This is a genomic window from Eubacterium sp. AB3007 (assembly GCF_000688015.1).
Lineage (GTDB): Bacteria > Bacillota > Clostridia > Peptostreptococcales > Anaerovoracaceae > Aminicella.
On sequence record NZ_JIAD01000001.1, the window covers coordinates 2,070,627 to 2,096,740 of the forward strand.

Annotated in this window: 18 protein-coding genes and 1 riboswitch; of the genes, 17 read left to right on the plus strand and 1 reads right to left on the minus strand. The window is 54.1% G+C overall.

Translation table 11 applies throughout. The features are described 5' to 3' along the window. Positions 1-224 precede the first annotated feature (224 nt). From P156_RS12385 to groL, 13 genes are all read left to right on the plus strand, one after another. Positions 225-4,766 carry an immunoglobulin-like domain-containing protein gene (locus P156_RS12385; RefSeq protein ID WP_034802524.1) on the plus strand — a complete coding sequence of 1,514 codons (4,542 nt, stop codon included), beginning with the start codon at positions 225-227 and terminating at the stop codon, positions 4,764-4,766. A 156-nt stretch (positions 4,767-4,922) separates the two neighbouring features. Next, a riboswitch (cobalamin riboswitch) is annotated at positions 4,923-5,181 on the plus strand. Between the two features lie 115 nt (positions 5,182-5,296). Next, positions 5,297-6,694 (plus strand): hypothetical protein, encoded by a 1,398-nt coding sequence (locus P156_RS0109855; RefSeq protein ID WP_027869966.1) that lies wholly within the window; start codon positions 5,297-5,299, stop codon positions 6,692-6,694. A 493-nt stretch (positions 6,695-7,187) separates the two neighbouring features. Continuing rightward, entirely contained in the window at positions 7,188-8,126 is a 939-nt protein-coding gene (locus P156_RS0109860; RefSeq protein WP_027869967.1) for a hypothetical protein, read from the plus strand. Between the two features lie 11 nt (positions 8,127-8,137). Further along, positions 8,138-8,668 (plus strand): DUF4430 domain-containing protein, encoded by a 531-nt coding sequence (locus P156_RS12390; RefSeq protein WP_051600891.1) that lies wholly within the window; start codon positions 8,138-8,140, stop codon positions 8,666-8,668. A gap of 29 nt (positions 8,669-8,697) precedes the next feature. Next, positions 8,698-9,603, plus strand: coding sequence for an energy-coupling factor transporter transmembrane component T (locus P156_RS0109870; RefSeq protein ID WP_027869968.1), 906 nt, complete (start codon positions 8,698-8,700; stop codon positions 9,601-9,603). After that, positions 9,576-11,246 (plus strand): ABC transporter ATP-binding protein, encoded by a 1,671-nt coding sequence (locus P156_RS0109875; protein WP_027869969.1) that lies wholly within the window; start codon positions 9,576-9,578, stop codon positions 11,244-11,246. Before P156_RS0109870 ends, P156_RS0109875 begins: the two co-directional genes overlap by 28 nt. Next, positions 11,225-12,199, plus strand: coding sequence for an ECF transporter S component (locus tag P156_RS0109880; RefSeq protein WP_051600892.1), 975 nt, complete (start codon positions 11,225-11,227; stop codon positions 12,197-12,199). Before P156_RS0109875 ends, P156_RS0109880 begins: the two co-directional genes overlap by 22 nt. 168 nt (positions 12,200-12,367) lie before the next feature. Next, complete coding sequence (locus tag P156_RS0109885; RefSeq protein ID WP_027869971.1) at positions 12,368-14,572, plus strand: ATP-dependent helicase; 2,205 nt, start codon at positions 12,368-12,370, stop codon at positions 14,570-14,572. Between the two features lie 6 nt (positions 14,573-14,578). Then, positions 14,579-16,558 carry an NAD-dependent DNA ligase LigA gene (gene ligA, locus P156_RS0109890; RefSeq protein ID WP_027869972.1) on the plus strand — a complete coding sequence of 660 codons (1,980 nt, stop codon included), beginning with the start codon at positions 14,579-14,581 and terminating at the stop codon, positions 16,556-16,558. Further along, complete coding sequence (locus P156_RS12395; protein ID WP_051600893.1) at positions 16,551-17,594, plus strand: AIR synthase family protein; 1,044 nt, start codon at positions 16,551-16,553, stop codon at positions 17,592-17,594. Before ligA ends, P156_RS12395 begins: the two co-directional genes overlap by 8 nt. Next, positions 17,581-18,540 carry a bile acid:sodium symporter family protein gene (locus P156_RS0109900; protein ID WP_027869973.1) on the plus strand — a complete coding sequence of 320 codons (960 nt, stop codon included), beginning with the start codon at positions 17,581-17,583 and terminating at the stop codon, positions 18,538-18,540. The genes P156_RS12395 and P156_RS0109900 overlap by 14 nt, the downstream gene beginning before the upstream one ends. A gap of 197 nt (positions 18,541-18,737) precedes the next feature. Further along, positions 18,738-19,019: a co-chaperone GroES gene (gene groES / locus P156_RS0109905; RefSeq protein ID WP_027869974.1), complete on the plus strand. Its 282-nt coding sequence runs from the start codon at positions 18,738-18,740 to the stop codon at positions 19,017-19,019. 23 nt (positions 19,020-19,042) lie between these two features. Then, positions 19,043-20,677, plus strand: a complete 1,635-nt coding sequence (gene groL / locus P156_RS0109910; protein ID WP_027869975.1) for a chaperonin GroEL — start codon at positions 19,043-19,045, stop codon at positions 20,675-20,677. A gap of 195 nt (positions 20,678-20,872) precedes the next feature. On the opposite strand, the gene P156_RS13420 is transcribed toward groL, so the two are convergent. Beyond that, positions 20,873-21,049, minus strand: coding sequence for a hypothetical protein (locus P156_RS13420; protein ID WP_185752204.1), 177 nt, complete (start codon positions 21,047-21,049; stop codon positions 20,873-20,875). A gap of 384 nt (positions 21,050-21,433) precedes the next feature. On the opposite strand from P156_RS13420, the gene P156_RS13660 reads away from it, so the two are divergent. The 4 genes from P156_RS13660 (at position 21,434) to P156_RS0109935 (ending at position 25,827) form a co-directional block, all read left to right on the plus strand. Next, the gene (locus P156_RS13660; protein ID WP_255344216.1) at positions 21,434-21,556 is read left to right on the plus strand and encodes a hypothetical protein; all 123 of its coding nucleotides are present in this window, start codon (positions 21,434-21,436) and stop codon (positions 21,554-21,556) included. A gap of 88 nt (positions 21,557-21,644) precedes the next feature. Next, positions 21,645-22,580: a sugar phosphate isomerase/epimerase gene (locus P156_RS12970; protein ID WP_051600894.1), complete on the plus strand. Its 936-nt coding sequence runs from the start codon at positions 21,645-21,647 to the stop codon at positions 22,578-22,580. Between the two features lie 81 nt (positions 22,581-22,661). After that, positions 22,662-24,140 carry a D-alanyl-D-alanine carboxypeptidase family protein gene (locus tag P156_RS12975; RefSeq protein WP_051600895.1) on the plus strand — a complete coding sequence of 493 codons (1,479 nt, stop codon included), beginning with the start codon at positions 22,662-22,664 and terminating at the stop codon, positions 24,138-24,140. 175 nt (positions 24,141-24,315) lie between these two features. Further along, positions 24,316-25,827 (plus strand): IMP dehydrogenase, encoded by a 1,512-nt coding sequence (locus P156_RS0109935; RefSeq protein ID WP_027869976.1) that lies wholly within the window; start codon positions 24,316-24,318, stop codon positions 25,825-25,827. The last annotated feature ends 287 nt before the right edge of the window (positions 25,828-26,114 follow it).

A 26,114-nucleotide genomic window follows, 5' to 3' on the forward strand; every position in this document is an offset into this window, starting at 1 on the left:
TTGGGCATCGACCGAAAGGGTAAGTCTTGGTATCAGGGAGCATACGTTACAGCGGCGTATGAGCCTGCCAGACCGCACTTTTCTTTTCATTTGCGTGAATGTGATCCTATGAGATGACGGCTGCTCCAGAGGTGGCCGTTTTTTTATACAAAGCGTGCAACAACGAGAAAGGAGGCTAAGTGGCACGCAGACTTACAGATTTAATAATCATAGGAGAAAGTGTTATGAAACGAAAAACATGGAACAAGTTGGCCACACTGCTTCTTTCCGTGCTGATGGTCGTGACGTTCATGCCGTCGATGGCGTTTGCCGCAGGGGGGCAGGGCGGAGCCGATGGTGGCGAGGCAGTCAAGATCAGTAGTGCGGAGGAGTTTGCGGCGATGGAGGCAGACGGTAATTATGTGCTGGACAGTGATATTACCGTAGAAGCCCCGTACGCCAATGCTTTCAGTGGAACGTTTGACGGAAACGGACACACGGTGATGCTGAATATTGAAGGAACGACAGCGAATGTCGGATTATTCAAGGACCTTGCCGCCGGTGCTACGGTCAAGTCAGTCACGACAGCAGGGAAGGTGTCTGGGACGAAAAACTATGTCGGCGCAATCGCAGGCAAGGCTACAGGAGATGATGTGGTCATCGAAACGTGCATCAATCAGGCGGACATCGACGGAAAAGCCGGAAACGTAGCAGGATTGGTTGGTTGGGCAATGAATGGTGTATCCATCAGAGAGTGCATCAACCACGGCAAAGTGACCGGAGGCGGTAACCGCGTCGGAGGCATCCTCGCATATGTCAGCGGAAACAATACCAAGGTGTCCATCGAAGGTTGTGTCAACATGGGAGAGATAACCGGAACAAACAACCAGATCGGGGGCATTGTGGGTAATGTTTCCGGTGGGAAGACAGATGTACATAATTCATATAACAACGCACCCATCACAGGCACAGGCCAGTATTCCAACCTGGTAGGTGGGATCATTGGGCAGACCACAAAATCGGGGCCGACTGACAATTTGAAGAACTGTTATAATGTCGGAACATGCTCGGTCGCTTCATCGAATAAGCCGGGATCGTTGCTTGGTAACAAATCCAACAATGGCACGATCACCAACTGCTATGTTCTTGACACCGCTGCAGAGCAGGCAGTAGTAGGGGCAACGCCGGAAGGTGTCGTAAGCAAAATCGCCGATGAGATGAAAAGCGCGGAGTTTGTATCTCTTCTGGGAGAAGCCTTTGTGAAGGATAGCGACAACATCAACGGCGGTTATCCGATCCTTGCCTGGCAGAATAAGACACCTGTGCAGGAAGTTCCTGTCATCTCCGTGGACATCAGTGGTGAACCCAAGACCGGTGCGACACTGATCGCAACTGCAAACGGTGAAGGCGGCGAGGAACCCACAAGCGTGAAGTACCAGTGGATGGAGAACGGCGAGGATATCAGCGGTGCCATCGGGGCGAAGTTCGTGGTGCCGGATGAGAAGGCCAGCCTTGGAAAGAAGTACTCCGTGACAGTATACGGCGCAGATGATTCCTATGCGACCTCCGACGAGATTGAGATCGCTGAACTTTCCGATGCGCTGAAGGTGAGTCTGGACAAAGATGCCCTGACCGTCGAGAATATCCAAATGATCACAGAGACAGGCGCGATCACACTGGCCACAAAGGGTGAAAACGGCGCTGAGATCTCTTGGAAATCAGGGGACGAGACCTTCATCGGAAATGATGGAACGGTCAAACAGCTTCCCGAAAGCGGCAAGAAAGAAGTGAAGCTGACCGCGACGATCGCAGCAGGGGAAGTTTCCGAGACAAAGGATTTCACATGCACGATCTACTCGCAGGAAGCTCAGAGCGATGAGAAAATGCTCGAGGACGCCGCAAAGAGGTACGATCTGGGCGTGCTCGCTCCTGTTTACGGAAGAGACACCAATATCGCAGAGTACCTGAAAAAGGACATTGCGTCAAAGGGCTATGAGGGAATCGATGTATCCATGAAATCTGCCGAAAGACACAGTTATCCGGCAAACGGAGATGCGGCGATCGCAGAGAATGGGGATATCACTTACTTCTACGATGATCCCATGACTTTGTCCGCTATGGGAAAGGGAAGTTACGCGCAGTATGACGTTTCGTTCATCCTCTCGAAAGGGTCCAGCACCAGGGAACTCTCCAAGGTGGTCAATATCTATTGGGATGCGGACAAGCTGGCCGAAACCCTGCAGAAGGAGATTCTGGACAAAATCACCTGGGACATGATCAAGGGGGAGAACGGCGAGCAGAACGACGTCACCAAGGAACTGACGCTGACCAGATATCTGGGCGGTCAGAGCGGTGGTAACCTGCTGGCAGAAATCAAATGGAATTCCAGCGATCCTGCCGTAATCGCGATCAAGAACGGTTCCGATGTTATCTACGGAGACTACGTGGCATCCGTCGCACCGGATATCATCGATCATCAGGTTACGCTTACGGCGACCGTCGATTACAAGAAGACAAACAGCGGTACTGCTGCAGAGACAAAGGCAATCGATGCGCTGAAGACGACGTTCCAAATCAAGGTGCCTGCGATCAACGTTGAGGAAGCCCTGGCGGAAATGAACGAGAGCTTGGAGCCGTTGACAGCAGCCAAGCTGAAGGACAGCATTACGAACAAGAAGCTGGATACCGATGCTGTTGTCAACGACATCCAGATGCCGACGCCGAAGAATACCGGCGTGAAAGACTATAACAAGTATAGATTTGTCTACTCTTCTGGGGATGAGGACCTGATCAAGGTGGACGGATATCGGGGTAACGTTTACCGCCCGCTTCCTGGTGAAGCGGCGAAGTCCACCACCCTGAAGGTCAGAATGGTCTCCAAGGACAATCCGAACCTGTTCGTGGAGAAAGATCTCGCAACGGTGAACGTCCTTCCGCTGGAGCAGGAGGAACTGGATCAGGCCAATGCGCTAATGACCAAAGCCGTGGAAGCCTACTGGGATGGTATCAAGGGTGAGAACACGGACAAAGACGAGATCACCAAGGATCTGCATGACTTCCAGGAGGTGAATCTGGACGAAGACGGTAATGCGGTCTTTGCCTACGAATCCAAGAATACGACTGGTACCGGCGTATCTGCCGACACCTATGTGGAAGATCCGGATGGAAGCAACGACGAAGCGTATACCAGGTTCCATTCCAGCAATACCTCTGTGATCCAGAGCGGATTCCCGAGATTGCTAACGACGCCAGAGCGTGATACGGATGTCACGATAGAGAGTTATCTGACCCACAAGATCTTCGGAAAATATTACAAGAAATATAAAGATGATCCGGAAAAGAGTGCTTTGTTCGCTAAACTCTATCGCCAGAAGGCATCTGTCGATCTGACCGTGAAGGGCTCCAAGTCCAATGCTGAGATCCTTAGCGAGGTGATCAATGACGCAAGCAAAATGATCGAAGACATGGTTGAAGGAGAAGGCGAGGGAGAGTATCCGGCCGGAACAAAGGAAAAGCTGCAGCAGGCGATCACGGATGCGAAGGCAGTACTTGATAACAGTGAGGCTACTGACAAGGCAAAGAAACAGGCCGCCGCAGAACTGGAGAAGGCTGTCAATGAAGCAAAGCTGGCGCAGAACCCCATCAGCGAGGAGATTCAGGTCAGTGTAAGTAATTTTGAGAAAGCGAACAAGTTCGACTTTGTGCCGCAGGAAATCGTAGTCTGGAGTAACGCCGCGGAGAAATACGGCGAGACCAGAGATATCGATGCCGGAAATGCAGGGAAGGTCACCTTTGCGGATGTGGTCTACACTATCCACGAGATGAAATACGGCGGTGCCTTCACGAAAGAAGATGTCAAGGACTATATCGAGATCAGCAATTCCGGATACTTCGGTAAGCTGTTCAAGGTTTCTACACTTAACATCTCCTACCTGATCAATGAGGATCTGACCATGACCGGCGGTGCTTTTGCGACTGCATTGGATGATGGTGATCAGGTGGCTCTGTACAAATACCTCGACGAGACGAACTACTCGGATCTCTACACGCACTTCACTGAGACAAAGAAGACCGTGAAAGAGGGAGAGGCGTTCTGGCTTCAGATCGAAGGGATCGGTTGGTCGCACCCGCTCGGTGCTGTCAAGAAGTACGATGGGGAAGAAGTCCTGGCCTCTCAGTATGACAAGGACGGGAATCTGACTGCTATCAAAGGCTCCAATATGAGCAAGGACGGCAAGGTGAAACTGGTGTTCAAGAAAGCGGGCACCTATGATGTGACAGCCTCCGGCATGGTGAATGGAGCGTACACGGATTACACCGACTGGCAGAATCCGAAGCAAGTTGAGGATGTTCCTGTTCCGATCGTGCTCCCACACTGCAAGGTTACCGTGCTCCCGGCAGATAAGAAACCAGCGAAATCGTCTGTTCCAGCTGTCAAGAAGATCAGCACCATCACGGTCAATGTCAAGACCGTAAACAAGAAGGTCGTTGCCAACGCCGTGAAGAAGGCGAAGGGAGATAGTGCTTCTATTAAGACAATCGTCCTCGGTAAGAAGGTTAAGAAGATCAAGAAGGGCACATTCAGCCAGTACAAGAATCTGACGACTCTTACAGTCAAAACCAAGAAACTGAAGAAGAAGAGGATCAAGGGTGCCCTGAAAGGGTCTGCTATCAAGACCGTCAAGGTTCAGATCGGCAAGAAGAAGGTCAACAAGAAGTATGTAAAGAAATATAAGAAGATCTTCACCAAGAAGAAAGCCGGAAAGAAAGTGATGGTCACGATGTGATCGGACACATATGAGTTATCCATGTGCGAGACTGCTGCTTCAGAGCAGCAGTCTCATTTTTCCCCCTGAGAAACATAATCGATAATGGATGTATTCCTGGACGTTTTTGGGGAGAGTACTTGCAATCGACTGCGACAGAGATTATAATGAACCTATAGTTTAATAATGCTCTATCATGACTCTGCGGCGTATGGCGGCAGGGGTGAGGGAACCGGGTGGGATTCCCGGGCATACAACGGTGCTGTGAGCACAGGAGTCGTCCTTCATGGCGAAAGCCGGTCATTGGGGGAATCTGAGAAGGCGAGGGACGGTGTGGAAGTAATGGCGTAAGCACGTGCACAAAACCAGGGCAGGTGCTAGATGTCATACTACAGCTGTGTAAGCCAGAAGACCTATGATGAGAGATAATGCACACTTGTTTGGAGTGTGGTTGGGGATACGAGAATTAACGGTCGTAGCAGTCTTGCTACGACCGTTTTTTTTCCTCGGGTGAGCCAGATAGAGCGGTGTGAAGAGAAAGGAGAAAGTTGATGAAACAGAACATGTTGCTGAAAAGAGTGACAACTGTGTTGCTTTCACTGGCGATTACAGTGGTGTTCATGCCAGCATTTGCATTCGCAGATGCAGCCTCTGATATCACCGTGTTCATGACTGTGAGTAATGCGGGTGAACTGGCAAAGGCCAAGGATGGAAGCATGATGGCTTGGAAGGAAGTCACGGTCAAAGATCTGGATGCAAGCGGGGACTTCTCTTATGACGAGGCTCTAGTTGCAATGCACAAGGAGTATAATTCCGAAGATGGATACGATCCTGGCTCAGGCATGGTAAAAAAAGTCTGGGGCGTACAGGGAGGTTCTTATCTGTTCTATATTAATGGGCAGGGAATTAAAAACGATGTAAAGCATGACACAGTTTCAGACGGTGACTATCTAGTAACGGGAATTCTTTCTGATACCTCCATTTACTCGGACTGGTTTACAACGTTTGACAATGAAGGGACAGTCAAGGCGAAGACAGGTGAAGCAATCAATCTCAAGATCAAAGGACATCTGGGGATGGCGTATATGCCCGATGATTTGAAGGACTCCCCGATCAAGGATATGTCCGTTGGATATTACAAAGATGGACAGTTTGTTGATACCGGTGCCAAGACAGACGCTGAAGGGAACTGCACCGTTTCCTTCGACAAGCCTGGAACGTATATCGTATCCGCTAAAGGCAAAGTTAAGAGTGCCACTGTATCTGTGTACACGATTCCCGCTGGTGAAATAGATGGCAAAAAGTATGCAAGCAGAATGGATTGGTCTACTTATGATTCGTTCGTGCTTTATACCGAAAAGAGTTATGGAGATGGACCGTATCCGCAGGATGAAATCAAAGAAATAGATTTCTCGTATTGGAGTGACCTTTCTGAAGAAGAACAGGCCGCATATAACTTGGTGTATATTAATAATTATGTAAGCCAGTACGAGGCTTACTATCCCGCGCTTTTGGATGCGCCGACCATTGCGCCCGCATGCGTGATCACTGTTGAAGAGAAAGACAAGACCCCGGTCAAGCCATCCACTCCGGCACCAAAGAAAGTTCCAACCGTCACAGTCAAGGCCAAGACCGTGGATGCCAAGACAGTTGCTGAAGCGGTGAAGAAGGCAGGCGGATCTGCGGACAGCGTCACCAGTTTTGTGCTCGACAAGAAGGTCAAGAAGATCAAGAAGGGCACATTCAGCCAGTACAAGAATCTGACGACTCTTACAGTCAAAACCAAGAAACTGAAGAAGAAGAGGATCAAGGGTGCCCTGAAAGGGTCTGCTATCAAGACCGTCAAGGTCCAGGTGGGCAAGAAAAAGACCAACAAGAAGTACGTGAAGAAATACAAGAAGATCTTCACCAAGAAGAACGCTGGTAAGAAAGTCAAGGTCACCATGTGATCTATGTTAATTGATCTGTTGAAGAGAATGCTGCCCCGGAGATCGAGTGTCCCGGGGCGGTTGATTTCGCGTCTGATCGGTGGTTCTGCTACAAAATGGCCGAATGCTCGTTTTTTGTAGTAGGTTTGGAGCATGACCTACTACAAAAACATGGAGCGGTGGCGATTCTGTAGTACATTATTCTACAGAATCCAGTGATTCCCAGAAAAATGTAGAAAAAGTTCCTGATAAACGAGCAATTAATATACATTTTTTCCTTATATTTACAGAAGATGAGATTGTGAGTGCTACAAAAAACGCAAGAAGCGGAGTTTTTGTAGCAGGTGAGCAGTAAAACCTACTACAAAAAATCCTGTTTCTTAGAAAAGTGTAGTACGCCTCTCGAGGACCTTCCGAAACTCTCCCGAAAACAGCGATAATATTGCTTCCGTTGTGTTTTCGGTGGGTATGTTATATACTGGTAAGGTAAATCTAATTAAAAGGTGGTATTACAATGAGACACAGTAAGAGAATCCTGCGGGCTGCCGCATGGGCATTGGCAGTGCTGATTGTGCTTTGTCTGGCCGGGTGCGGCAACTCGTCTGATCTGAATGGAGACGATCTGAACGATGTGTTGCAGAAGGCCTGCAGCTATACCGTAGATGAGGTGGGAACGCTTGATGCGTCGGAGGAGAGTTCGGCTTGGCTCATCTTCGGCTGCGACAAAGCAAACGCGGATGCTCTCACCGACGAGGATTATGATGACTACTATGACAATGTCCGGCTCCTGGTGAAGAACACCGGTGGTGTCCTCAGCGAGGACCGGTACACTGCCTATGAGCGGGTATCCATAGCGGTGGAGACCCTGGGAGCGGATCCGGAAGATGTGGAAGGGTACGACCTGATGGCGCCGGTAGATGACTATGACAAGGTCTGTGCTCAGGGGATTAATGCGGAGATCTACGCGCTGATCTCTGCCAACTATGTTGGTTATGATCTGAAAAATGAGCGGGAGTACCTGGATGATATCCTGGATGCTCAGGCAGAGGATGGGGGGATCTCCTTCGATGGGAAGAACGGAGATCTGGATATCACCGCCATGGCCGTGCAGGCTTTGTCCTTCTATCAGGAGGACAAGGAAGTGCAGGCGGTCATCGCCAAGGCCAGAGACTATCTCAGCAGCAAACAGGGAAAAGACGGTGACTACGGCAATTGTGAGACCACTGCGCAGGTGATCATGGCCCTTGCTTGTCTGAAGGAGGATCCGGCCGAGGCAGAGGATTTTATCAAGGACGGGAAGAGCCTGACCGATGGATTGATGCTGTATTGGACCGGGAAAGCTTTCTGCCACAAGCAGGGAGATGAAGAAGATCTTATGGCTACCCAACAGGCGATCCTGGCAATGGATGGAATTCTGGCCGCCCGCGAAGGTAAGAGCCTGTTCGAGAAGTAAGGAGATATGACGTGGATCAGGAATTATTGAAGAAAGCCAGGCGCCGGCGGATGCGCCGTTGGGGGATCCTGGCGGTGATCATTTGCCTGGTTGCCGCAAGCCTTCTGGGGCTGAAGCTGGCCGGTGGAAAGATGGCACTTCCCATAGGAGAGAAGAGCGCCACGGTGGAGATCTCCTGCGACCAGCTGGCCAAGGATCCATCTGTACTGAAGAAGAAGGATCTTCTTTCTTACATCCCCAAGGATGGTGTGATCTTGGCCAAGACCCCGTATAAGTTCGAGAAAGGGGCCACCGTGTACGATGCGCTTGCCGATCTTTGCAAGGCGAAGCACATTCACATGGAGAGCAAGTTTGACTCGACCTACCAGAGCTACTACGTGAAGGGCATCGGCCATCTGTACGAGTTCGATGCGGGGAAACGCAGTGGCTGGATGTTCCAGGTAAACGGCGAGGTGCCCGAGTACGGCGCCGGTAAGGTCGAACTACATCAGGGGGACCATGTGCGCTGGTACTACGTGGTCGATTACACAAAGAAGAATTAGCGGCTTTGTCCGCAGAAAAGGAGAAACCGATGTTCAGAGACGGGATCGGGGAGAGTTCCTCCTTCGCATCGTTTCACCCATGGGTCAATCTGGTATATTACATCCTGGCCATCGGGATCACCATGTTTTCCATGTCACCCTGGTTCCTGGCGGCGACTTTTTGTCTCGCCTGGATATATTCGGTGCTGCTGCGAGGCACGGGGATCATTCGCATGAACCTGGTGTTCACCTTTTGGAGCCTGGTGCTGATGGCGGTGATCAATGTATTCTTTACCCACGATGGCGTTACGGTGTTTTTCTATATCAATGACAATGCCATCACCCTGGAGGCGCTTCTGTACGGACTGGCAGCCGCGGTCATGCTTGTTTCTGTGATTATCTGGTTTACCAGCTTCAACGTGATCATGAGCGCAGACAAACTGATCTACATTTTTGGGAAAGCGGCGCCAGTGCTGGGGCTCACCCTCTCTATGATCTTTCGCTATGTACCTCTTTTGAAGGCACGTTTCGCAGAGATCCGCATGGGGCAGGCTTGCCTGGGAGAGAGCGATCAGAAAGGTTTCCTGAATAAGATGCGTGTCTTTGCCAAGGAGGCATCTATCCTGGTGTCCTGGTCGCTGGAGTCCTCGATCGAAAGCGCGGATTCCATGGAAGCCCGCGGGTACGGGCTGAGGGGCAGAACGAGTTTTCATTTGTACCGAATGACTGGACGAGACTGGATCCTTCTCCTGTTGATGCTGGCGCTGGGTGGCATTGTTCTGGCGGGAGCCGTAGCAGGCAAGACCACCATCACCTACTATCCGGCTGTTCACATGCCTGCCATGGATGGCATGGGGGCGGTCACGCTGGGGGCCTATACCCTCCTGCTGGCACTGCCCATTCTCATAGACTTCGGAGGTATGCTGCGATGGAAACGATCCGATTTAGCGATGTGACATTCACCTACCCGCTTGCGGAAAAACCGGCGCTGGACGGGATCTCTCTGGAGATCCCGGAGGCGGCGTTTGTTGTTGTGTGCGGAAGATCTGGCTGTGGAAAGTCCACCCTGCTGCGTCACATGAAGAAAAACCTGACGCCATACGGCCGCCGGACCGGAGAGGTCACCTATGAGGGTGATCCGGTGATGGAACTGGACGATCGTCGCAGTGCGGCGGAGATCGGTTTTGTGCAGCAGAACCCGGACAACCAGCTGGTGACAGACAAAGTCTGGCATGAGCTCGCCTTCGGCTTGGAAAGCATGGGGCTGGATAACCAGACCATCCGCCGCCGAGTGGCGGAGATGGCCAGTTATTTCGATATCCAGACCTGGTTTCGGAGGGACGTGAGCCAGCTCTCCGGCGGCCAGAAGCAGTTGCTGAACCTGGCCTCCATCATGGCCATGCAGCCACGCCTGCTGGTGCTGGATGAACCGACCTCCCAGCTGGATCCCATCGCGGCATCTGAGTTTCTGCGGACCATCTACAAGATCAACCGGGATATCGGAACCACAGTGGTGATGTCCGAGCACCGGTTGGAGGAAGCCTTCCCCATGGCGGATCAGGTGGTGGTGATGGATCACGGGCAGATCATCGCCTGCGATGCGCCCAGGAGGATCGGCCGTTTCATGGCCGGTGATACCGAGGAGGAGCGGCATCCCATGTTCTACGGGCTGCCAGCGATCACAAAGATTTTTCACGGCGCGGGAGGCCAGGGGGAGAGTCCTCTGACGATCCGGGAGGGACGGCTCTGGCTACAGGATCTCATGGCGCACAAAGCAAAGGCAGCCATGCCCGAAAAGAAACCGCTTGCCGCAGGCAAAGCCGACCAGAATAGGCATCGCACGGTATGCCCCGATTCCGCTATTTCTCTGAAGGAGGTCTGGTTCCGGTACGACCGTCACGCTCCGGATGTGCTCCGCGGCCTGACACTGGAGGTACCAAAGAGTAGGCTATTCTGTCTTCTAGGAGGCAACGGGGTAGGCAAGTCTACCACACTGAAAGCCATCTGCAGGATGATCAAACCCCAGCGGGGCAAGATCCGGGTAGAGGGCAAGCTGGCCATGCTCCCCCAGAATCCGCAGGCCCTATTCACTGAGGTGTGTGTGGAAGATGAGCTGATGGAGGCTTTGTACCGGGATCCGAGAAGCGATGAGGCGAAGGTGGACGCGGTGATGGAGATGCTCCGGGCGATGGAGATCGAGCACCTTCGAAAGGCGCACCCCTACGACCTGTCCGGAGGCGAGCAGCAAAGGCTGGCGCTGGGAAAGGTGCTTCTGCTGGATCCAGAGGTGATCCTGCTTGACGAGCCCACCAAGGGGCTGGATCCCTTCTTCAAACGTACGTTGGCGAAGGTATTCCGAAAACTGACGGAGGAAGGGAAGACTCTGTTCATGGTCTCCCATGACATAGAATTCTGCGCGGAGTATGGGGACGACTGCGCCCTGTTCTTCGATGGCGAGGTGGTATCAGCGGGCGAAGCCCGGGCGTTCTTCCGTGGGAACAGCTTCTATACCACCACCGCCAATAGAATGGCCCGGGAGTACTTTCCACAGGCCATCACCTGGGAGGAGGTGGCAGCATGCGTGCACGCACAGATTTGAGCGACATGACCCAATACGCAGCCGCCGCCCAAAAGCGTACCCATGTAGCCGCGCTGCTGATCCTGGGACTGATGCCGCTGACCATTCTGGCGGTGACGTTCCTGCTGGGCAGCAACCTGTACATGGTGGGAAGCCTGCTGATCATCGTGTACACCATGGTGCCGTTTTTCATGGTGTTCGAGCGACGGCGGCCAAAGGCCAGAGAGATCGTGCTGATCGCCATGATGTCTGCCCTGACGGTGGTGATCCACCTGTTCTTCCACCTGACCATTCCGTTGCAGGCGGGGACGGCCATGGTGATCATCTCCGGCATTTCCCTGGGGCCGGAAGCAGGTTTTCTGGTGGGGGCGCTGGCTCGTTTTGTTTGTAATTTCTATATGGGTCAGGGCCCGTGGACGCCCTGGCAAATGTTCTGTTGGGGGATGCTGGGATTTCTGGCGGGACTGGCCTTCAACAAGATCGACTATGCCCAGGTACGGAATCGGACCTTTCGGGAAAGCATCGCCTCTCGGAGTTTTCAGGTGGTCATGGGACCGGTGCTCTGCGTGCTGTTCGCAGCGGCTCTGGCCTACATCAGTTATCTCATCGTACCTGGCGAAGACCAGACCTTCTTTGGTTGGCGTCTGTATGTGTTCGGCGCTCTTGGACTTCTGGCAGGGGTCCTTCTGCAGCGCAGACGCCTCCCTGTAGACGGCGTGACCATGGCACTCTTCACTTTCTTTACGGTGTTCATTCTTTACGGCGGAATCATGAACGTGTGCGCCATGGTGACCTCCTCCGTCATGCCTGGTGGTAGACCCATCAGTCTGAACACTCTGCGCCTTCTATACATCAGTGGCGTACCCTATGATGCTTCTCATGCCCTCACCGCCGCCGTCTTCATTTTCCTGTTCGGAGATCTGTTCATCCGGAAACTGGAACGCATCAAGATCAAGTACGGGATCTACCGTTGAGGAGAATCGGTATCTTTTCATTTTTTGATAGTATAACACTTGCCGCAGGTTTCGGTGGTGGCCCGGAGCCTGCGGCCTTTTCTGTTGGTGCGGTTGTGTTTTCACAGAGCGGATGATATAATGTCTAAAGTTGGCTGAATAGCAGGGACAAAGGAGAAAGAGATATACATGAACCTAGACCATCTGAACGATAAGCAGCGGGAAGCTGCCATGCACATAGACGGGCCGCTGTTGATCCTGGCCGGAGCAGGCTCCGGCAAGACCAGCACCATGACCCACCGGATCGCCTATCTGGTAGAGCAGGGGGTGGCCCCCTGGAACATCCTGGCGGTGACCTTCACCAACAAGGCGGCGGGGGAAATGAAGAGCCGGGTGGAGGACCTGGTGGGTGACACCCGGGGTATGTGGATCATGACCTTCCACGCCATGTGCCTCCGGATCCTCCGGCAGAACCCGGAGATCGTGGGCTATGAGAAGAACTTTGTGATCTACGATACCACCGACCAGAAGACCCTGGTGAAGAACATACTGAAGGAGAAGGGCATCAGCGAGAAGGAGTACTCCCCCCAGTACCTGCTGGCGGCCATCAGCCACAGCAAGGAGAAGGGGCTTGGGCCTGCAGAGGTGAAGGCCCAGTCTTCAGAGGGTTACAGGACCAATGTGATCTGCGGCGTCTACGAGGCATACCAGAAGGCCCTGCGCCAGAACAACGCCATGGATTTCGATGACATCCTGCTGAACTGCCTGCGGCTTTTCCAGAAGGATGAGGGGGTTCTGCTCCAGTATCAGGAGCGGTTCCGTTACATCATGGTGGACGAGTATCAGGACACCAACCACATTCAGTACGAACTGGTGGCCATGCTGGCAGCGGGCCATCACAATCTCTGCGTGGTGGGGGATGACGACCAGTGCATCTACCAGTGGCGAGGCGCTGATATCCGGAACATTCTGGATTTTGAGGAGGATTTTCCGGAGACCAAAGTCATCAAGCTGGAACAGAACTACCGCTCTGTGGGAAACATCCTTGCGGCGGCCCACTCCGTCATTTGCAACAACCGGGGCCGGAAGAACAAGAAACTCTGGACCACCCGGGACGCCGGCAGCAAGATCATCTATCAGCGGCTAGAACACGACGGGGCAGAAGCCGGGTACATCGCCCGGGAGATCGAATCACTGCACCGAAAGGGGCGACCCCTGACCGATTTCGCCATCCTGTACCGGACCAATGCGCAGTCCCGCATTTTCGAGACAGTGCTGTCCCGGTATGCTGTCCCCTACCGTGTCCTTTCCGGTATGCGCTACTACGACCGGAAGGAAGTCAAGGATGCCATGGCCTATCTTCGCCTGGTGGTGAACCCGAAGGACGATTTGTCTCTGCGCCGGATCATCAACGAACCCAAGCGGGGTATGGGGCCCAAGACCGTGGACAAGATCGCTGCCTTTGCCCAGGTACGGGGCGAAAGCCTGCTTGAGGCTTTGTGCGCGGAGGAGGTGCAGGAGACCCTGCCTGGCAAAGCCTACGACAAGGTGTGCGACCTGGTGATGACGCTGGCCACCTGCCGCCGGGAGCGTGAGAACCTGACGGTGCTGGAGATCTACGAGACACTGCTGGACAAGTCCGGTTACCTGGAAGCTCTGGAGCAGGCGCGCACCATCGAGGCGGAAGGCCGCATCGAGAACCTGATGGAATTCAGGACCGTTATCACCGACTACGAGAAGAGTGCGGAGAATCCCACCATCGAGGAGTTCATGGAGAATCTGACGTTAGCCGCGGAGGTGGACAACTACGACGAGAACCAGGATACGGTGACCCTGATGACCATGCACAGCGCCAAGGGAATGGAGTTCCCGGTGGTGTTCATGCCCGGCATGGAGGACGGCCTCTTCCCGGGGAACAAAGCCTTTGACAGCAGCGATGCCATGGAGGAGGAGCGCCGCCTTTGCTACGTAGGGATGACCAGAGCCAAGGAACTGCTCTATCTCACCAGCGCCGAGCAGCGGACTCGCTATGGTCGTACAGAGTACACCAGGGAATCTCAGTTCCTGCGGGAGCTGGACAAGAACCTGGTGAAGGGTTCTGACGTTTATCAGCAGCGGGCAAGCCACGGCGGGCCGGGGGTGAGTACCGGCAGCTACGACGGGTTCAAGGAGAAGCCTTACAAACCCTTCGATTCCCTGAAGTACGCCCGCATGTCCACCAAACAGACTGCCGCCGGAGGGGACACGGATCTGGCTCCGGGAGACCGGGTGAGGCACAACAAGTTTGGTACCGGCATGGTGGTGGAAAACAACGGTAAGATCATCCAGATCATGTTCGACGAGGTAGGCCTGAAGAAAATGGCCGTGGGCGTTGCCCCGCTGAAGAAACTGTAGAGGAATATGGACAAGAAACAAGCAATATTAGATAGAATCGATCTGCTGAACCGGGCAGCCCGGGCCTACTACCAGGAGGCCGCGGAGATCATGCCCAACGTGGAATACGACAGGCTGTACGACGAGCTGGTGGAGTGGGAGAAAGAGACGGGATTGGTGTTTGCCAACAGTCCTACCCAGAACGTGGGGTACGAGGTCCTGTCGGAACTGCCCAAGGAGCGTCATCCCAGCCGGATGCTCTCCCTGGACAAGACCAAGAGTCGGGAAGAACTGGCCACATGGTTGGGAGACCAGGAAGGACTGCTCTCCTGGAAGCTGGATGGACTGACCATCGTGTTGACCTACGAGGGTGGCGAACTGGTGAAGGCACTGACCCGAGGCAATGGAGAGATCGGGGAAGTCATCACCCAGAACGCGAAGGTGTTTGCCAACGTGCCGTTGAGGATCCCCTTTACCGGGCGCCTTGTGCTCCGTGGGGAGGCCATCATCACCTACAGCCAGTTTCAGAAGATCAACGAAAAGATCGGTGACGTGGAGGCGAAATACAAGAACCCGCGGAATCTATGCAGCGGGTCGGTGAGACAGCTGGACCCTGCGGTCACCAGGTCGCGTCATGTGCGTTTTCTGGCCTTCTCTCTGGTGGAGGCGGAAGGCGCTGGCGCCCCGGATTTTGGGGGACGCCGCAGCGGGCAGCTTGCCTGGCTGCGGGAGCAGGGGTTTGATGTTGTGAAATTCAAGGCAGTGACGGCGGCAACGGTAATAGAGGAAGTGGGACGTTTCGAGGCCGCGATCTCTGAGAATGATTTCCCTTCCGATGGCTTGGTGCTCCTGTTTGATGACATTGAATTCGGACGGTCTTTGGGGAGCACGGCCAAGTTCCCAAGGGATTCCATCGCTTTCAAGTGGGCCGATCAACAGGAGGAGACGGTGCTCCGTGAGATCGAGTGGAGCGCTTCCCGGACGGGGCTCATCAATCCGGTGGCAATCTTTGATCCGGTAGAACTGGAGGGAACCACAGTATCCCGGGCTTCCGTCCACAATATCAGTATCCTGAGAGACCTGGAACTTGGCATCGGGGACAGGATCCTGGTCTACAAAGCCAACATGATCATTCCGCAGATCGCGGAGAACCTTACCAGGAGCGGGAGGCTTCCGATTCCAGAAACCTGTCCGGTATGTGGTGCGCCCACCGAGATCCGGGATGAAAACGGGGTAGCAACACTGCGGTGTGGAAACCCCGCATGTCCCGCCAAGCAGATCAAGGGGTTCAGCCTGTTCGTATCCCGGGATGCCATGAATATAGAAGGCCTCAGTGAATCCACGCTGGAGAAACTGGTAGATCTTGGCCTGGTGAAGACGCCGGCGGATCTGTTCCGCCTGGAAGGCGCCAGAGAAGAGATCGTCAGTATGGAGGGGTTCGGAGAGAAATCTTACCAGAATCTTATGGCGGCCTGTGAGGCCGCCCGGGAAACTACCCCGGCCAGGCTGCTCTATGCCTTGGGGATCCCGGAGGTGGGGGTGGCAACGGCCAAGCTGATTGCCTCTGCCTGCGGAGGCGATTGGGAGACGATGCAGGCGCTGGATGTGGACGGCCTGATGCAGATCAAGGGCATCGGCGAAGTGATGGCGGCAGCTTACGTGCGGTGGTTTCAGGATCCGGAGCATCTGGCATTGGTGGAAGATCTGCGGAGTCTTGTGCACTTCCAGGAAGAAGAACATACAGAAGGAGACGCCTTCCTGGAGGGAGTGACCTTTGTGATCACCGGGTCACTGGAGCATTTCAGCAATCGAAACGCCCTGCGCGACGAGATCGAAAAGGTCGGCGGCAAGGTGGCCGGGTCGGTCAGCCGCAAGACCGATTACCTGATAAACAACGACGTGACCTCCATGTCCGGAAAAAACAAGAAAGCTCAGGAACTGGGGGTACCTATCATTGATGAAGAGACTATCCTGCGTTGGCTGGAGAAAGGGGCGATCGATGAGTGAACTGAAAATTGGAAAACTGGATAACGATGTACTGAAGAGGATCGTCATCGACAAGATCCGTCTGAAACGTCCAGAGGTGCGGACTCGGGCCGGTGTAGGTGAAGACTGCGCGGTGATCGATTTTGGGGAGTACGAGTGTGTGATCTCCACAGATCCCATCACTGCGGATGTGCAAGATATCGGTCGACTTGCGATCCATATCTCCTGTAACGACATTGCCAGCAACGGAATCGAACCGCTGGGGATCACCCTGGCCTGCATGCTCCCACCGGGGACGACAGAGCAGGATATTGCCCATATCATGGAGCAGGCTGCCCAGGCGGCGGAGGAGGCAGGGGTCGAAATCATCGGTGGCCATACGGAGATCACTCCGGTGGTGACCCAGCCGGTGATTGTGTCCACTGCGTTCGGCCGGGGCCTGGCAGGTGCATCCCAAAGTGCACGTCGTATGCGGCCAGGGGACATGCTCTTGATGACTAAGACTGCCGGCTTAGAAGGTACCGGCATCATCGCAGTCGAGCGTCAAGATGAACTGGCAGGGATCCTGTCGCCAGAAGAACTGGAACATGCAGAGGAGATGATCCGTCAGGTCAGTGTGGTGCGCGAAGGTCTGGTGGCCGGTGAGATCGGAACTACCGGCATGCACGATGTCACAGAAGGCGGCATCTACGGTGCGATATGGGAGATGTGCCGGGTAGCCGGACTGGGAGCACGCATCGATGAAACCTCCATTCCTGTAGATCCTGTGACAATCAAGATCTGCGAACATTATGGATTGGACTATCACCGCCTGATTTCCAGCGGGTGCATGCTGATCGCCGCTTCTCCTGCAAAGGCGTATGACATCGTGGTGGCTTGCCAGCGGATGGACCCTCCGGTGGAGGCCTCTGTCATCGGCCGCGTGTACGAGGGAAGCGCGGGGGTAAAGGCTTTGTGCAGAGATGGTCGTGAGAGACGCATCGCTCCGCCTGCCGCCGATGAACTGTACAAAGTCATTGCCAGGGATATTAAGGTTGATCGCGATGAAAAAGCTTGAGACGATTTGCTCGTTCGTTGGGAACTACATGGCTATTATCGTGTTGGTAGTGGCGGCGGTGTCTTTGTTTGTTCCAGATGCGGCGCTTTGGGTGCAGACCTCATGGGTCAATTACCTGCTGATGGTGGTCATGTTCGGCATGGGGCTGACACTGAAAGGGGAGGATTTCAAGTACGTCTTCCGTCATCCCCGTAACATTCTTATCGGATGTGTCAGCCAGTTTGCCATCATGCCTCTGCTGGCCTTTGGTCTGGGAACGATCTTTCAGCTGGATACCGCGATGCTTGCTGGTGTAGTGCTGGTGGGAACATGCCCCGGAGGCACATCCAGCAATGTGATTACTTATCTTTCGGAAGGGGACGTGGCTCTCTCGGTGGGCATGACCGGAGTGAACACTCTGGTGGCGCCCCTCCTGACACCGGCCATCACCTATCTGCTCCTCCATACGAGCATTGAGGTGGATGTGTGGAGCATGTTCCTGTCTATCATCGAGGTGGTTATTATTCCTGTTGCACTAGGGCTTCTGATCAACCATTTTTGGGGAAGGGCCGCAGAACTGTTTGGAAACATCCTGCCGTTGGTATCGGTCACCGCCATCTGTCTGATCATCATGGCTGTGGTTTCTCACAACGCTGAGAAGATCCTGACCTCGGGCGCGGTGATCCTGACGGTGGTCATCCTGCACAACCTGCTGGGCTATGCCTGCGGCTTTGGCCTGGGCAAGCTGCTTAGGCTGGAAGTTCCGAAAGTGAAGACGCTCTCCATTGAGATCGGTATGCAGAATTCCGGGCTGGCCACCTCACTGGCGGCAACGGCATTCCCAGATCTCGCCATGGCCACAGTTCCGGGAGCGGTTTTCTCAGTGTGGCATAACATTTCCGGCGCGGTGCTTGCGAGTGTGTACAGGCGGTGGAAGGAGTGTGTCAAAGGGGACGGTTCTTTTTGACACACTTTTGGCACCCCTTGCCTTTTTTCACTCAATCAACACAAAAAAACTTCCCAAAAACAGTTGACATATTGCTGACTAAGACATACAATATAACTGTTGATTAGCACTCGAACGGACTGAGTGCTAACATAAGGAAGACCCGGTGGCCGAAAGGCGCCGTGGAATAGAGTTTTGGTACGCAGGAGGTAATAGAAATGAGTTTTGGAATCAAACCGCTGGGCGCGAGAGTCGTCATCAAGAAGATCGAGGCTGAGGAGAAGACCGCAGGTGGTATCATCCTCACCAGCTCCGCCAAGGAAGCACCGCAGTACGCAGAGGTCGTGGCAGTAGGCCCCGGCACCAAGGACGAGGATATGGAAGTCAAGGTTGGTGACAAGGTCGTATTCTCCAAGTACGCAGGCACCGAGATCAAGTTCGAAGGCGAAGAGTATTCCATCATGGACCAGTCAGGTATTCTGGCTGTGGTCGAGAAATAGTCATATAGAAGGGAGAGATTATCATGGCAAAGGATATTTTTTACGGCGAGGACGCCAGAAGGAAACTGCAGGCAGGTGTAGACAAGCTGGCAGATACAGTGAAGATCACTCTGGGACCTAAGGGCAGAAACGTTCTGATCAATAAGTCCTTCGGTTCTCCGCTGATCACCAACGATGGCGTGACCATCGCCAGAGAGATCGAGCTTGAGGATGCTACCGAGAACATGGGAGCACAGTTGGTGAAGGAAGTCGCCACCAAGACCAACGATGTGGCTGGTGACGGAACTACCACCGCTACACTGCTGGCACAGGCCATCATCCGTGAAGGATTCAAGAACCTGGCTGCAGGAGCGAACCCGATGGTTCTGAAGAGAGGCATTCAGGGGGCTGTGGACAAGGCAGTCGAGGAGATCCAGAAGGCATCCAAGTCCGTAGAAACCAAGGAGAGCATCGCACAGGTCGCTTCCGTTTCCGCAGGAGACGAGGAAATCGGCGGACTGATCGCAGAGGCGATGGAGAAGGTTGGCAAGGACGGTGTCATCACCGTTGAGGAAGCCAAGACTCTGGGCACCACTCTGGACGTGGTCGAGGGCATGCAGTTTGACAGAGGATACCTGTCTCCGTACATGGTTACCGATACAGACAAGATGGAAGCAGTCATCGACAACCCGTACATCCTGCTCACCGACAAGAAGATCAGCAACATTCAGGAACTACTGCCTCTGCTGGAGCAGATCGTGAAGCAGGGCCGCAAGTTGGTTATCATTGCGGAGGATGTTGAGGGCGAAGCTCTGGCAACTCTGGTTGTCAACAAGCTGCGCGGCACCATCGACGTGGTAGCTGTGAAGGCTCCGGGATTCGGCGACAGACGGAAGGCTATGATGGAAGATATCGCTATCCTGACAGGCGGCAGAGTCATCAGTGAGGAAGTCGGTTTCACTCTGGCTGAGGCTACTGTGGATCTTCTGGGGCAGGCTGGCACTGTCAAGGTGGACAAGGACAACACTGTCATCGTCAATGGCGCCGGCGACAAAGCCGAGATCCAGGCTCGTATCAACTCCATCAAGAATCAGGTCGAGGAAAGCACCTCTGACTTTGATAAGGAAAAGCTCCAGGAAAGACTGGCCAAACTGTCCGGCGGCGTAGCTGTCATCAAGGTAGGTGCGGCTACAGAGACTGAGATGAAGGAAAGAAAGCTCCGCATCGAGGACGCTCTGAATGCTACCAAGGCAGCTGTTGAGGAAGGTATCGTCAGCGGCGGCGGCGTAGCGCTTTGTGCAACTATTCCGGCAGTGACCGAGTACGTGAACAGCCTGTCTGGTGATGAGAAGACCGGTGGACAGATCATCATCCGCGCTCTGGAGGAGCCGGTGAGACAGATCGCTGAGAACGCAGGTTATGAGGGCAGCGTGGTGGTCGCTGAGGTGAAGAACCAGAAGGAAGGCTATGGATTCAACGCAGCTACCGAGGAGTATGTGGACATGATCGCTTCCGGTATCGTTGACCCGGCTAAGGTGACCAGATCCGCCATCCAGAACGCAGCTTCCGTATCCGCTATGCTGCTGACCACAGAGGCTGGCATCGTGGACATCAAGGAAGACAATCCGGCACCGGCAATGCCTGCAGGCGGCATGGGAGGCATGGGAGGGATGATGTAAGGTTTCCCTCGACCTTGGCAGCGTTGTTGCAAGGTAGGAAACCTTGCGAGAGCTCCGCTCTCTAAAGTCCCGCCTCGATCCTGGCGGCTTCGCCGCAAAGATCGTACCAATGAAATAGAAATAGGAACGGAGCGCTGCGGCGCTCCGTTTTCATTTCCTTGGGTGGTAGCCCCCGGCCGCAGGCCGGGGGCGATTCTATGGGGCGACACAGGGACTGTTGTTCGGCTCGTGCAGTGTCGCCCCGACCTTGCCGTAATCTGGTCCTGCGCATTCAATCTTCACGTTCACCTGCTCTCCTGCCCCAGTATCGATTCCCTCTGTCTCATTTCCATGGTCGACCCAAATTGTCGCCTTTGTGGTTTTTTTTTCCATAGAAATCGTGCCGTTGTAAGGGAATGGTGTGACTATTTCATCCACTATTAACAGGATGAGGGGGGGAGATGGATGAACGAGATGATGGATAGGATGCCAAAGTCGGTTCTGCTGCGAAATCTGTGGCTCATTGAAAAATGCTCAAGGCTTTGTGCCCGATAGACCCCGCGAGGCTCGAGAAACACGTGCGGGGGAAGCAGGTATATTATTGTCAGGTGATTCGGGAGAACGGAAAGAAACGACGGAAGTATGTCGGGAAAGCTGATTCCACCGCTGTTCGCAGTATCGTGGCTGACATGGTGCGACGGATCGTTTCTGATCGTCGAGCACCTTGGCATGTTGTGAGAGGATGAGTATCTGAGAAGGCAGGCGGAGAAGATCCAGATGTACCTGCGGGAGGGGTACGTACTGGGAGTCAGTTTCTTTGTGACCAGCGATGATGCCTCTGGGGGCACGAGTTCAGATGCGATTTGGCAGCTGGCTGAACTGGTGCAGGAACGGTTTTAAGGGTATCGTTTCGAAGGGAACTATTGAATTGTGGTAGTTTCAGCATTATAATGGTTGTAAAGTATTGATTTTTCAGAATGGAAGGATTATGAGAGATATATACCTATCGACCTTTTCTACAGATGCCATCCGCGTCATTCGAGAGAACGGCATTGGCATCGAGTTCAATCAGTTCTGTATCTCGCGATCCTTGGATGAGGCCGTGGTCGATCGGACGCTGGCGGCTATGGAGAAGGATGCGCTGGACTGTGGCCTGACGCTGCCCGGGGCGAGGGGACGCATGGAGGCTGCCCGGGCCCAATGGGAGAGCATGCAGGACTATACTCCTGAGCAATATGGGAATAGAGAAGTGGATGAGTTTCTTGCTTTTCTGTCTGTGGATCGTGGCGTACCTGCAGGAGGTGTGATCGACCCGGAGAAATCCATCGTTCACGGACCTTTTACGGAAATCATTCCGAGTGCTATCGACACTGCAGCAGTGGATTATATGATGGGGCGTGTGGAGCAGGCGGCAGCCGGCACATTGCGGCTAGGGTTGAGACGTATGGTGCTCCATACAGGTTACTATCCGACGATCTATTACCCCCAATGGCACGTACAGCAGTCGGTGAAATTCTGGGAGAGATTTATGGCAGACAAGCCGGAGGATTTCAGCCTGTATATTGAGAATGTGTTTGATCCCGAGCCGGACACTCTTATCGAGATTCTGGATACGCTTGGGGATCCCAGGGTGAAGGCCTGTCTGGATGTGGGGCACGCCAGTGCGGTGAGGACCGATCCCCTGGAATGGATCCGGGCCCTGGGCCCACGGATCGGGCATTTTCATATGCACAACAACGACGGGAAGACAGATCTGCACGCACCACTTACGGAGGGGGTGATCGATATGGGACAGGTGTTGCAGGCTATCGACAACTATTGTCCGCCGGAGGCGACGCTGACCATCGAAAGCAGAGAGTGTGAGGATTCCGTAGTCTGGTTGGTGCAGCAGACGGGTGGAAGCCGAGGAGCTGTTTCCCCCTAAAGAAAGAGTAGAAGAAACTCTCATTCCATGGTATAATAACTCTGTATGAGTCAATAACCACGGGATGGGAGATTTATTTATATGAGAAGACTATCAGAGAGATTCGCGATATTGGCTTTGTGCATGGTCCTGTTGACAACTTTCAGCTTGCCGATGACAGCGTTTGCGGCAGGGTCTGGAGCCGGCATGACCAAGACGAGCCAGAAGAAAGCAGCGAAGAAACCGAAGTCGGAGGAAGAGGCGGCGCTGCAGCGAGCCGAGAACACCGGGGTCGGGAAGGCTGCCGACGGACAGGACAAGGTCACTGCGGAGCAGAGCAAGCAGAAGGAGCAGGACGACAAGAAGAACGTCACGGTGTCGACTTTTGAGACCTCTGGATCTGATGTGGATATCGAGGCGAAAGGGGCCATCATCTACTGCGGCGACACCGGTGAGGTGCTCTATGGAAAGAACCAGGACAAGGCCTTCGATCCCCTCAGTATGACGAAGATCATGACCGCACTTCTGGTGATGAAGAGGATAGAGACGGGGGCATTGTCGATGGACGATTACGCCGTGTGCACCCCAGAGGATACCAAGGTCATGGAAGTGAAGATGTACCTGAAGGCGGGGGAGCGGATGAAGATCCGGGATCTGCTCTACGCGGCGCTGCTGGAGTCCGACAACGATGCGGCGGCGATCCTGGGGAGCCATCTGGGCGGAAGTAAGGCGGGGTTCGCCGCGTTGATGAACGAGCAGGCGAAGTGGCTGGGCTGCAAGAACACCTATTTCACCAATGCCAACGGGCTCATCGAAGGGAATCTGCACTCCACGCCTTACGACATGGCGCTGATCGCCCGGGAGGCGTTCAAGTACGACGAGATCCGGAAGATTTGCCAGACCCGGAAATACAAGATGCCGAGCACAAAGCTAAGGCCGGGTGGGTGGACCGCAGAGCTGACCAATCCGTTCTTCACGGCCCACAAGAAGGATAAGACCCCATTCAAGACTTATAATATCCAGGGAGGCAAGACCGGTACATGGGATTATTCCAACGCGTCCCTGCTGGAGGTGGCCAATCTGAACGGCCATGAGATCATCACGGTGGTGATGAAGGCACCGCTGAACAAGCGCTACGTGAACACGCGGCGGCTGTTGAATTACGCGAACACAGTGTTCCGCGAAAGGGACGCGATGGAGAGAGCCGCAGCGGTCAGGGTCCAGAAGGCAGAGGAGAAACTGAATACGCCATCGAAGAACCAGTACGTGAGGGAGATTGACAAGTCGCCTGTCGCCAGGCAGTTCTTCGGCTTTGTGAACGGAATCTTCCGGGAATCCTGTGTGGAATTGAAGGATGCCTACAAGACCAGGAGCGGTGAGGTGGCGCTCAAATGGGAGAAGCGCCCTGGAGCAGACGGGTATGTGGTCTTCCGGTCTGTGGATGGAGGAGAGTACGTGAAGGTCAATAACACGGAGTCCGGGGATGTGATCAGATTCCGGGATGAGACCGTGGAGAAGAACCACGTATACAAATACTTCGTACGGGCGTACCGCGGCGAAAATCTTTGGCCGTGCCTGTGATTTTATCTTGATTTAGAACATGGTTTCATGTAGAATAATTGCTAATAACGAGCGGAGGAGGTGAAGCTCCTGGCGCTTGTTGCAGGCGGTCGCTTCGTCCTCGACGCGCGAGTATGTCAGGAACTTTGCGTCGCCCTAAATATGCACATAGTAAGCTCATCAATAGGAGGGGAACATGGCTCACTTTTACAAAGAACCGTCAAGGACATTCAACGAGTACCTGTTGGTACCTGGCTACACATCCAAGGAAATGACTGTAGACAATGTCTCGCTCAGAACACCGATCGTCAAGTACAGAAAAGGTGAGGAAGAGCCAGCTTTGTCTGCGAACATCCCGCTTGTTTCCGCGATCATGCAAGCTGTTTCGGATGATAAGATGGCGGTAGCCCTGGCGAAAGAGGGTGGGATCTCTTTCATCTTCAGTTCCCAGAGCATCGAGGATCAGGCGGCCATGATCCGCCGCGCCAAGGCCTACAAGGCAGGCTTTGTGGTGAGCGACTCCAACCTCCGACCTGACCAGACCATGCAGGACGTGCTGGACCTGAAGGCCAGAAGCGGCCACTCCACCATCGCCATCACCGAGGATGGCACCTCCGAGGGGAAGATGGTGGGCCTGGTGACCAGCCGTGACTACCGCGTCAGCCGCATGGATCCGTCCACGCCCATCAGCGAGTTCATGACACCGTTCGAGAAACTGATCACCGCCAAGGACGGGTGCACCCTCAGCGAAGCCAACGACATCCTGTGGGAGCACAAGTTGAACGCTCTGCCGGTGGTGGACGAGGAGCAGAGACTGGCGTATTTCGTCTTCCGGAAGGACTACGACGCCCATAAGAAAAACGCCAACGAGTTACTGGATCCCCACAAGCGTTACGTGGTAGGAGCCGGTGTCAACACCCGCGACTACGAGGAAAGGATCCCGGCGGTGGTAGAGGCAGGGGCAGATGTTCTCTGCATCGATTCTTCGGAAGGCTACTCCGAGTGGCAGGGGGAGACCCTGGCATGGGTTCACGAGAAGTACGGCGACTCCGTCAAGATAGGCGCAGGCAACGTCGTCGATAAGGAAGGCTTCCGCTATCTGGCAGAGGCAGGAGCGGACTTTATCAAGATCGGTATCGGCGGCGGTTCCATCTGCATCACCCGTGAGCAGAAGGGCATCGGCCGTGGACAGGCCACCGCAGTCATCGAGGTGGCTGAAGCCAGAGACGAGTATTTCAAAGAGACCGGAATCTACATTCCCATCTGTTCTGATGGCGGCATCGTCTATGACTATCACATGACTCTGGCACTGGCCATGGGTGCGGACTTCCTGATGCTGGGCAGATACTTCGCCCGCTTCGACGAGTCCCCCACCAACAAGCTGAACATCAACGGCAACTACGTCAAGGAATACTGGGGTGAAGGATCCAGTCGTGCCCGCAACTGGCAGCGGTACGATCTGGGCGGTGACCCCCGCATGAAGTTCGAAGAAGGCGTCGACTCCTACGTTCCTTACGCAGGCTCCCTCCACGATAACGTGAACCTGTCCCTCACCAAGGTCAAGTCCACCATGTGCAATGTAGGGGCCCTCTCCCTCGAAGATCTTCGGGAGAACGCCAGACTGACCCTGGTATCCGCCACCTCGATCGTAGAGGGCGGTGCCCACGACGTCATCCTGCGCGACAGCTCTCAGAACGCGATCCGGTAATCGTACACAAAGCAAAATAGAGGAATGGTATGCCCGCGCCCACTGTTTCAGGTGGCGCGGGTTTTTTCGTAGATACTTTAGTCTGTGGACAAAGCCGTGTTCACCCGGAAATGATATCCCGACTAGTGATAACCCGATTGGAGTCGGATTCCACCGTTTGAATTCCTTAATAATCGAGCGTTCAAGAGACAACTCCTTATAGAAAAGTTGGTGCGGTTGTCAAACTATTCGATGTATCTTTAGATGCCGGCAGCTAACAGACCCTTATTGGGGCAGAACAAACCATA

Excerpts from the sequence above, each read along its gene's own strand:
- ligA (WP_027869972.1), top strand. The coding sequence starts at position 14,579 with ATGGACAAGAAACAAGCAATATTAGATAGAATCGATCTGCTGAACCGG.
- P156_RS12975 (WP_051600895.1), top strand. The coding sequence starts at position 22,662 with ATGAGAAGACTATCAGAGAGATTCGCGATATTGGCTTTGTGCATGGTC.
- P156_RS0109870 (WP_027869968.1), top strand. The coding sequence starts at position 8,698 with ATGTTCAGAGACGGGATCGGGGAGAGTTCCTCCTTCGCATCGTTTCAC.
- P156_RS0109880 (WP_051600892.1), top strand. The coding sequence starts at position 11,225 with ATGCGTGCACGCACAGATTTGAGCGACATGACCCAATACGCAGCCGCC.
- P156_RS12385 (WP_034802524.1), top strand. The coding sequence starts at position 225 with ATGAAACGAAAAACATGGAACAAGTTGGCCACACTGCTTCTTTCCGTG.
- P156_RS0109935 (WP_027869976.1), top strand. The coding sequence starts at position 24,316 with ATGGCTCACTTTTACAAAGAACCGTCAAGGACATTCAACGAGTACCTG.
- P156_RS12395 (WP_051600893.1), top strand. The coding sequence starts at position 16,551 with ATGAGTGAACTGAAAATTGGAAAACTGGATAACGATGTACTGAAGAGG.
- P156_RS0109860 (WP_027869967.1), top strand. The coding sequence starts at position 7,188 with ATGAGACACAGTAAGAGAATCCTGCGGGCTGCCGCATGGGCATTGGCA.
- P156_RS0109875 (WP_027869969.1), top strand. The coding sequence starts at position 9,576 with ATGGAAACGATCCGATTTAGCGATGTGACATTCACCTACCCGCTTGCG.
- P156_RS0109855 (WP_027869966.1), top strand. The coding sequence starts at position 5,297 with ATGAAACAGAACATGTTGCTGAAAAGAGTGACAACTGTGTTGCTTTCA.
- groES (WP_027869974.1), top strand. The coding sequence starts at position 18,738 with ATGAGTTTTGGAATCAAACCGCTGGGCGCGAGAGTCGTCATCAAGAAG.
- P156_RS0109900 (WP_027869973.1), top strand. The coding sequence starts at position 17,581 with ATGAAAAAGCTTGAGACGATTTGCTCGTTCGTTGGGAACTACATGGCT.
- P156_RS12970 (WP_051600894.1), top strand. The coding sequence starts at position 21,645 with ATGAGAGATATATACCTATCGACCTTTTCTACAGATGCCATCCGCGTC.
- P156_RS13660 (WP_255344216.1), top strand. The coding sequence starts at position 21,434 with ATGTACCTGCGGGAGGGGTACGTACTGGGAGTCAGTTTCTTTGTGACC.
- groL (WP_027869975.1), top strand. The coding sequence starts at position 19,043 with ATGGCAAAGGATATTTTTTACGGCGAGGACGCCAGAAGGAAACTGCAG.
- P156_RS0109885 (WP_027869971.1), top strand. The coding sequence starts at position 12,368 with ATGAACCTAGACCATCTGAACGATAAGCAGCGGGAAGCTGCCATGCAC.
- P156_RS13420 (WP_185752204.1), bottom strand. The coding sequence starts at position 21,049 with ATGGAAAAAAAAACCACAAAGGCGACAATTTGGGTCGACCATGGAAAT.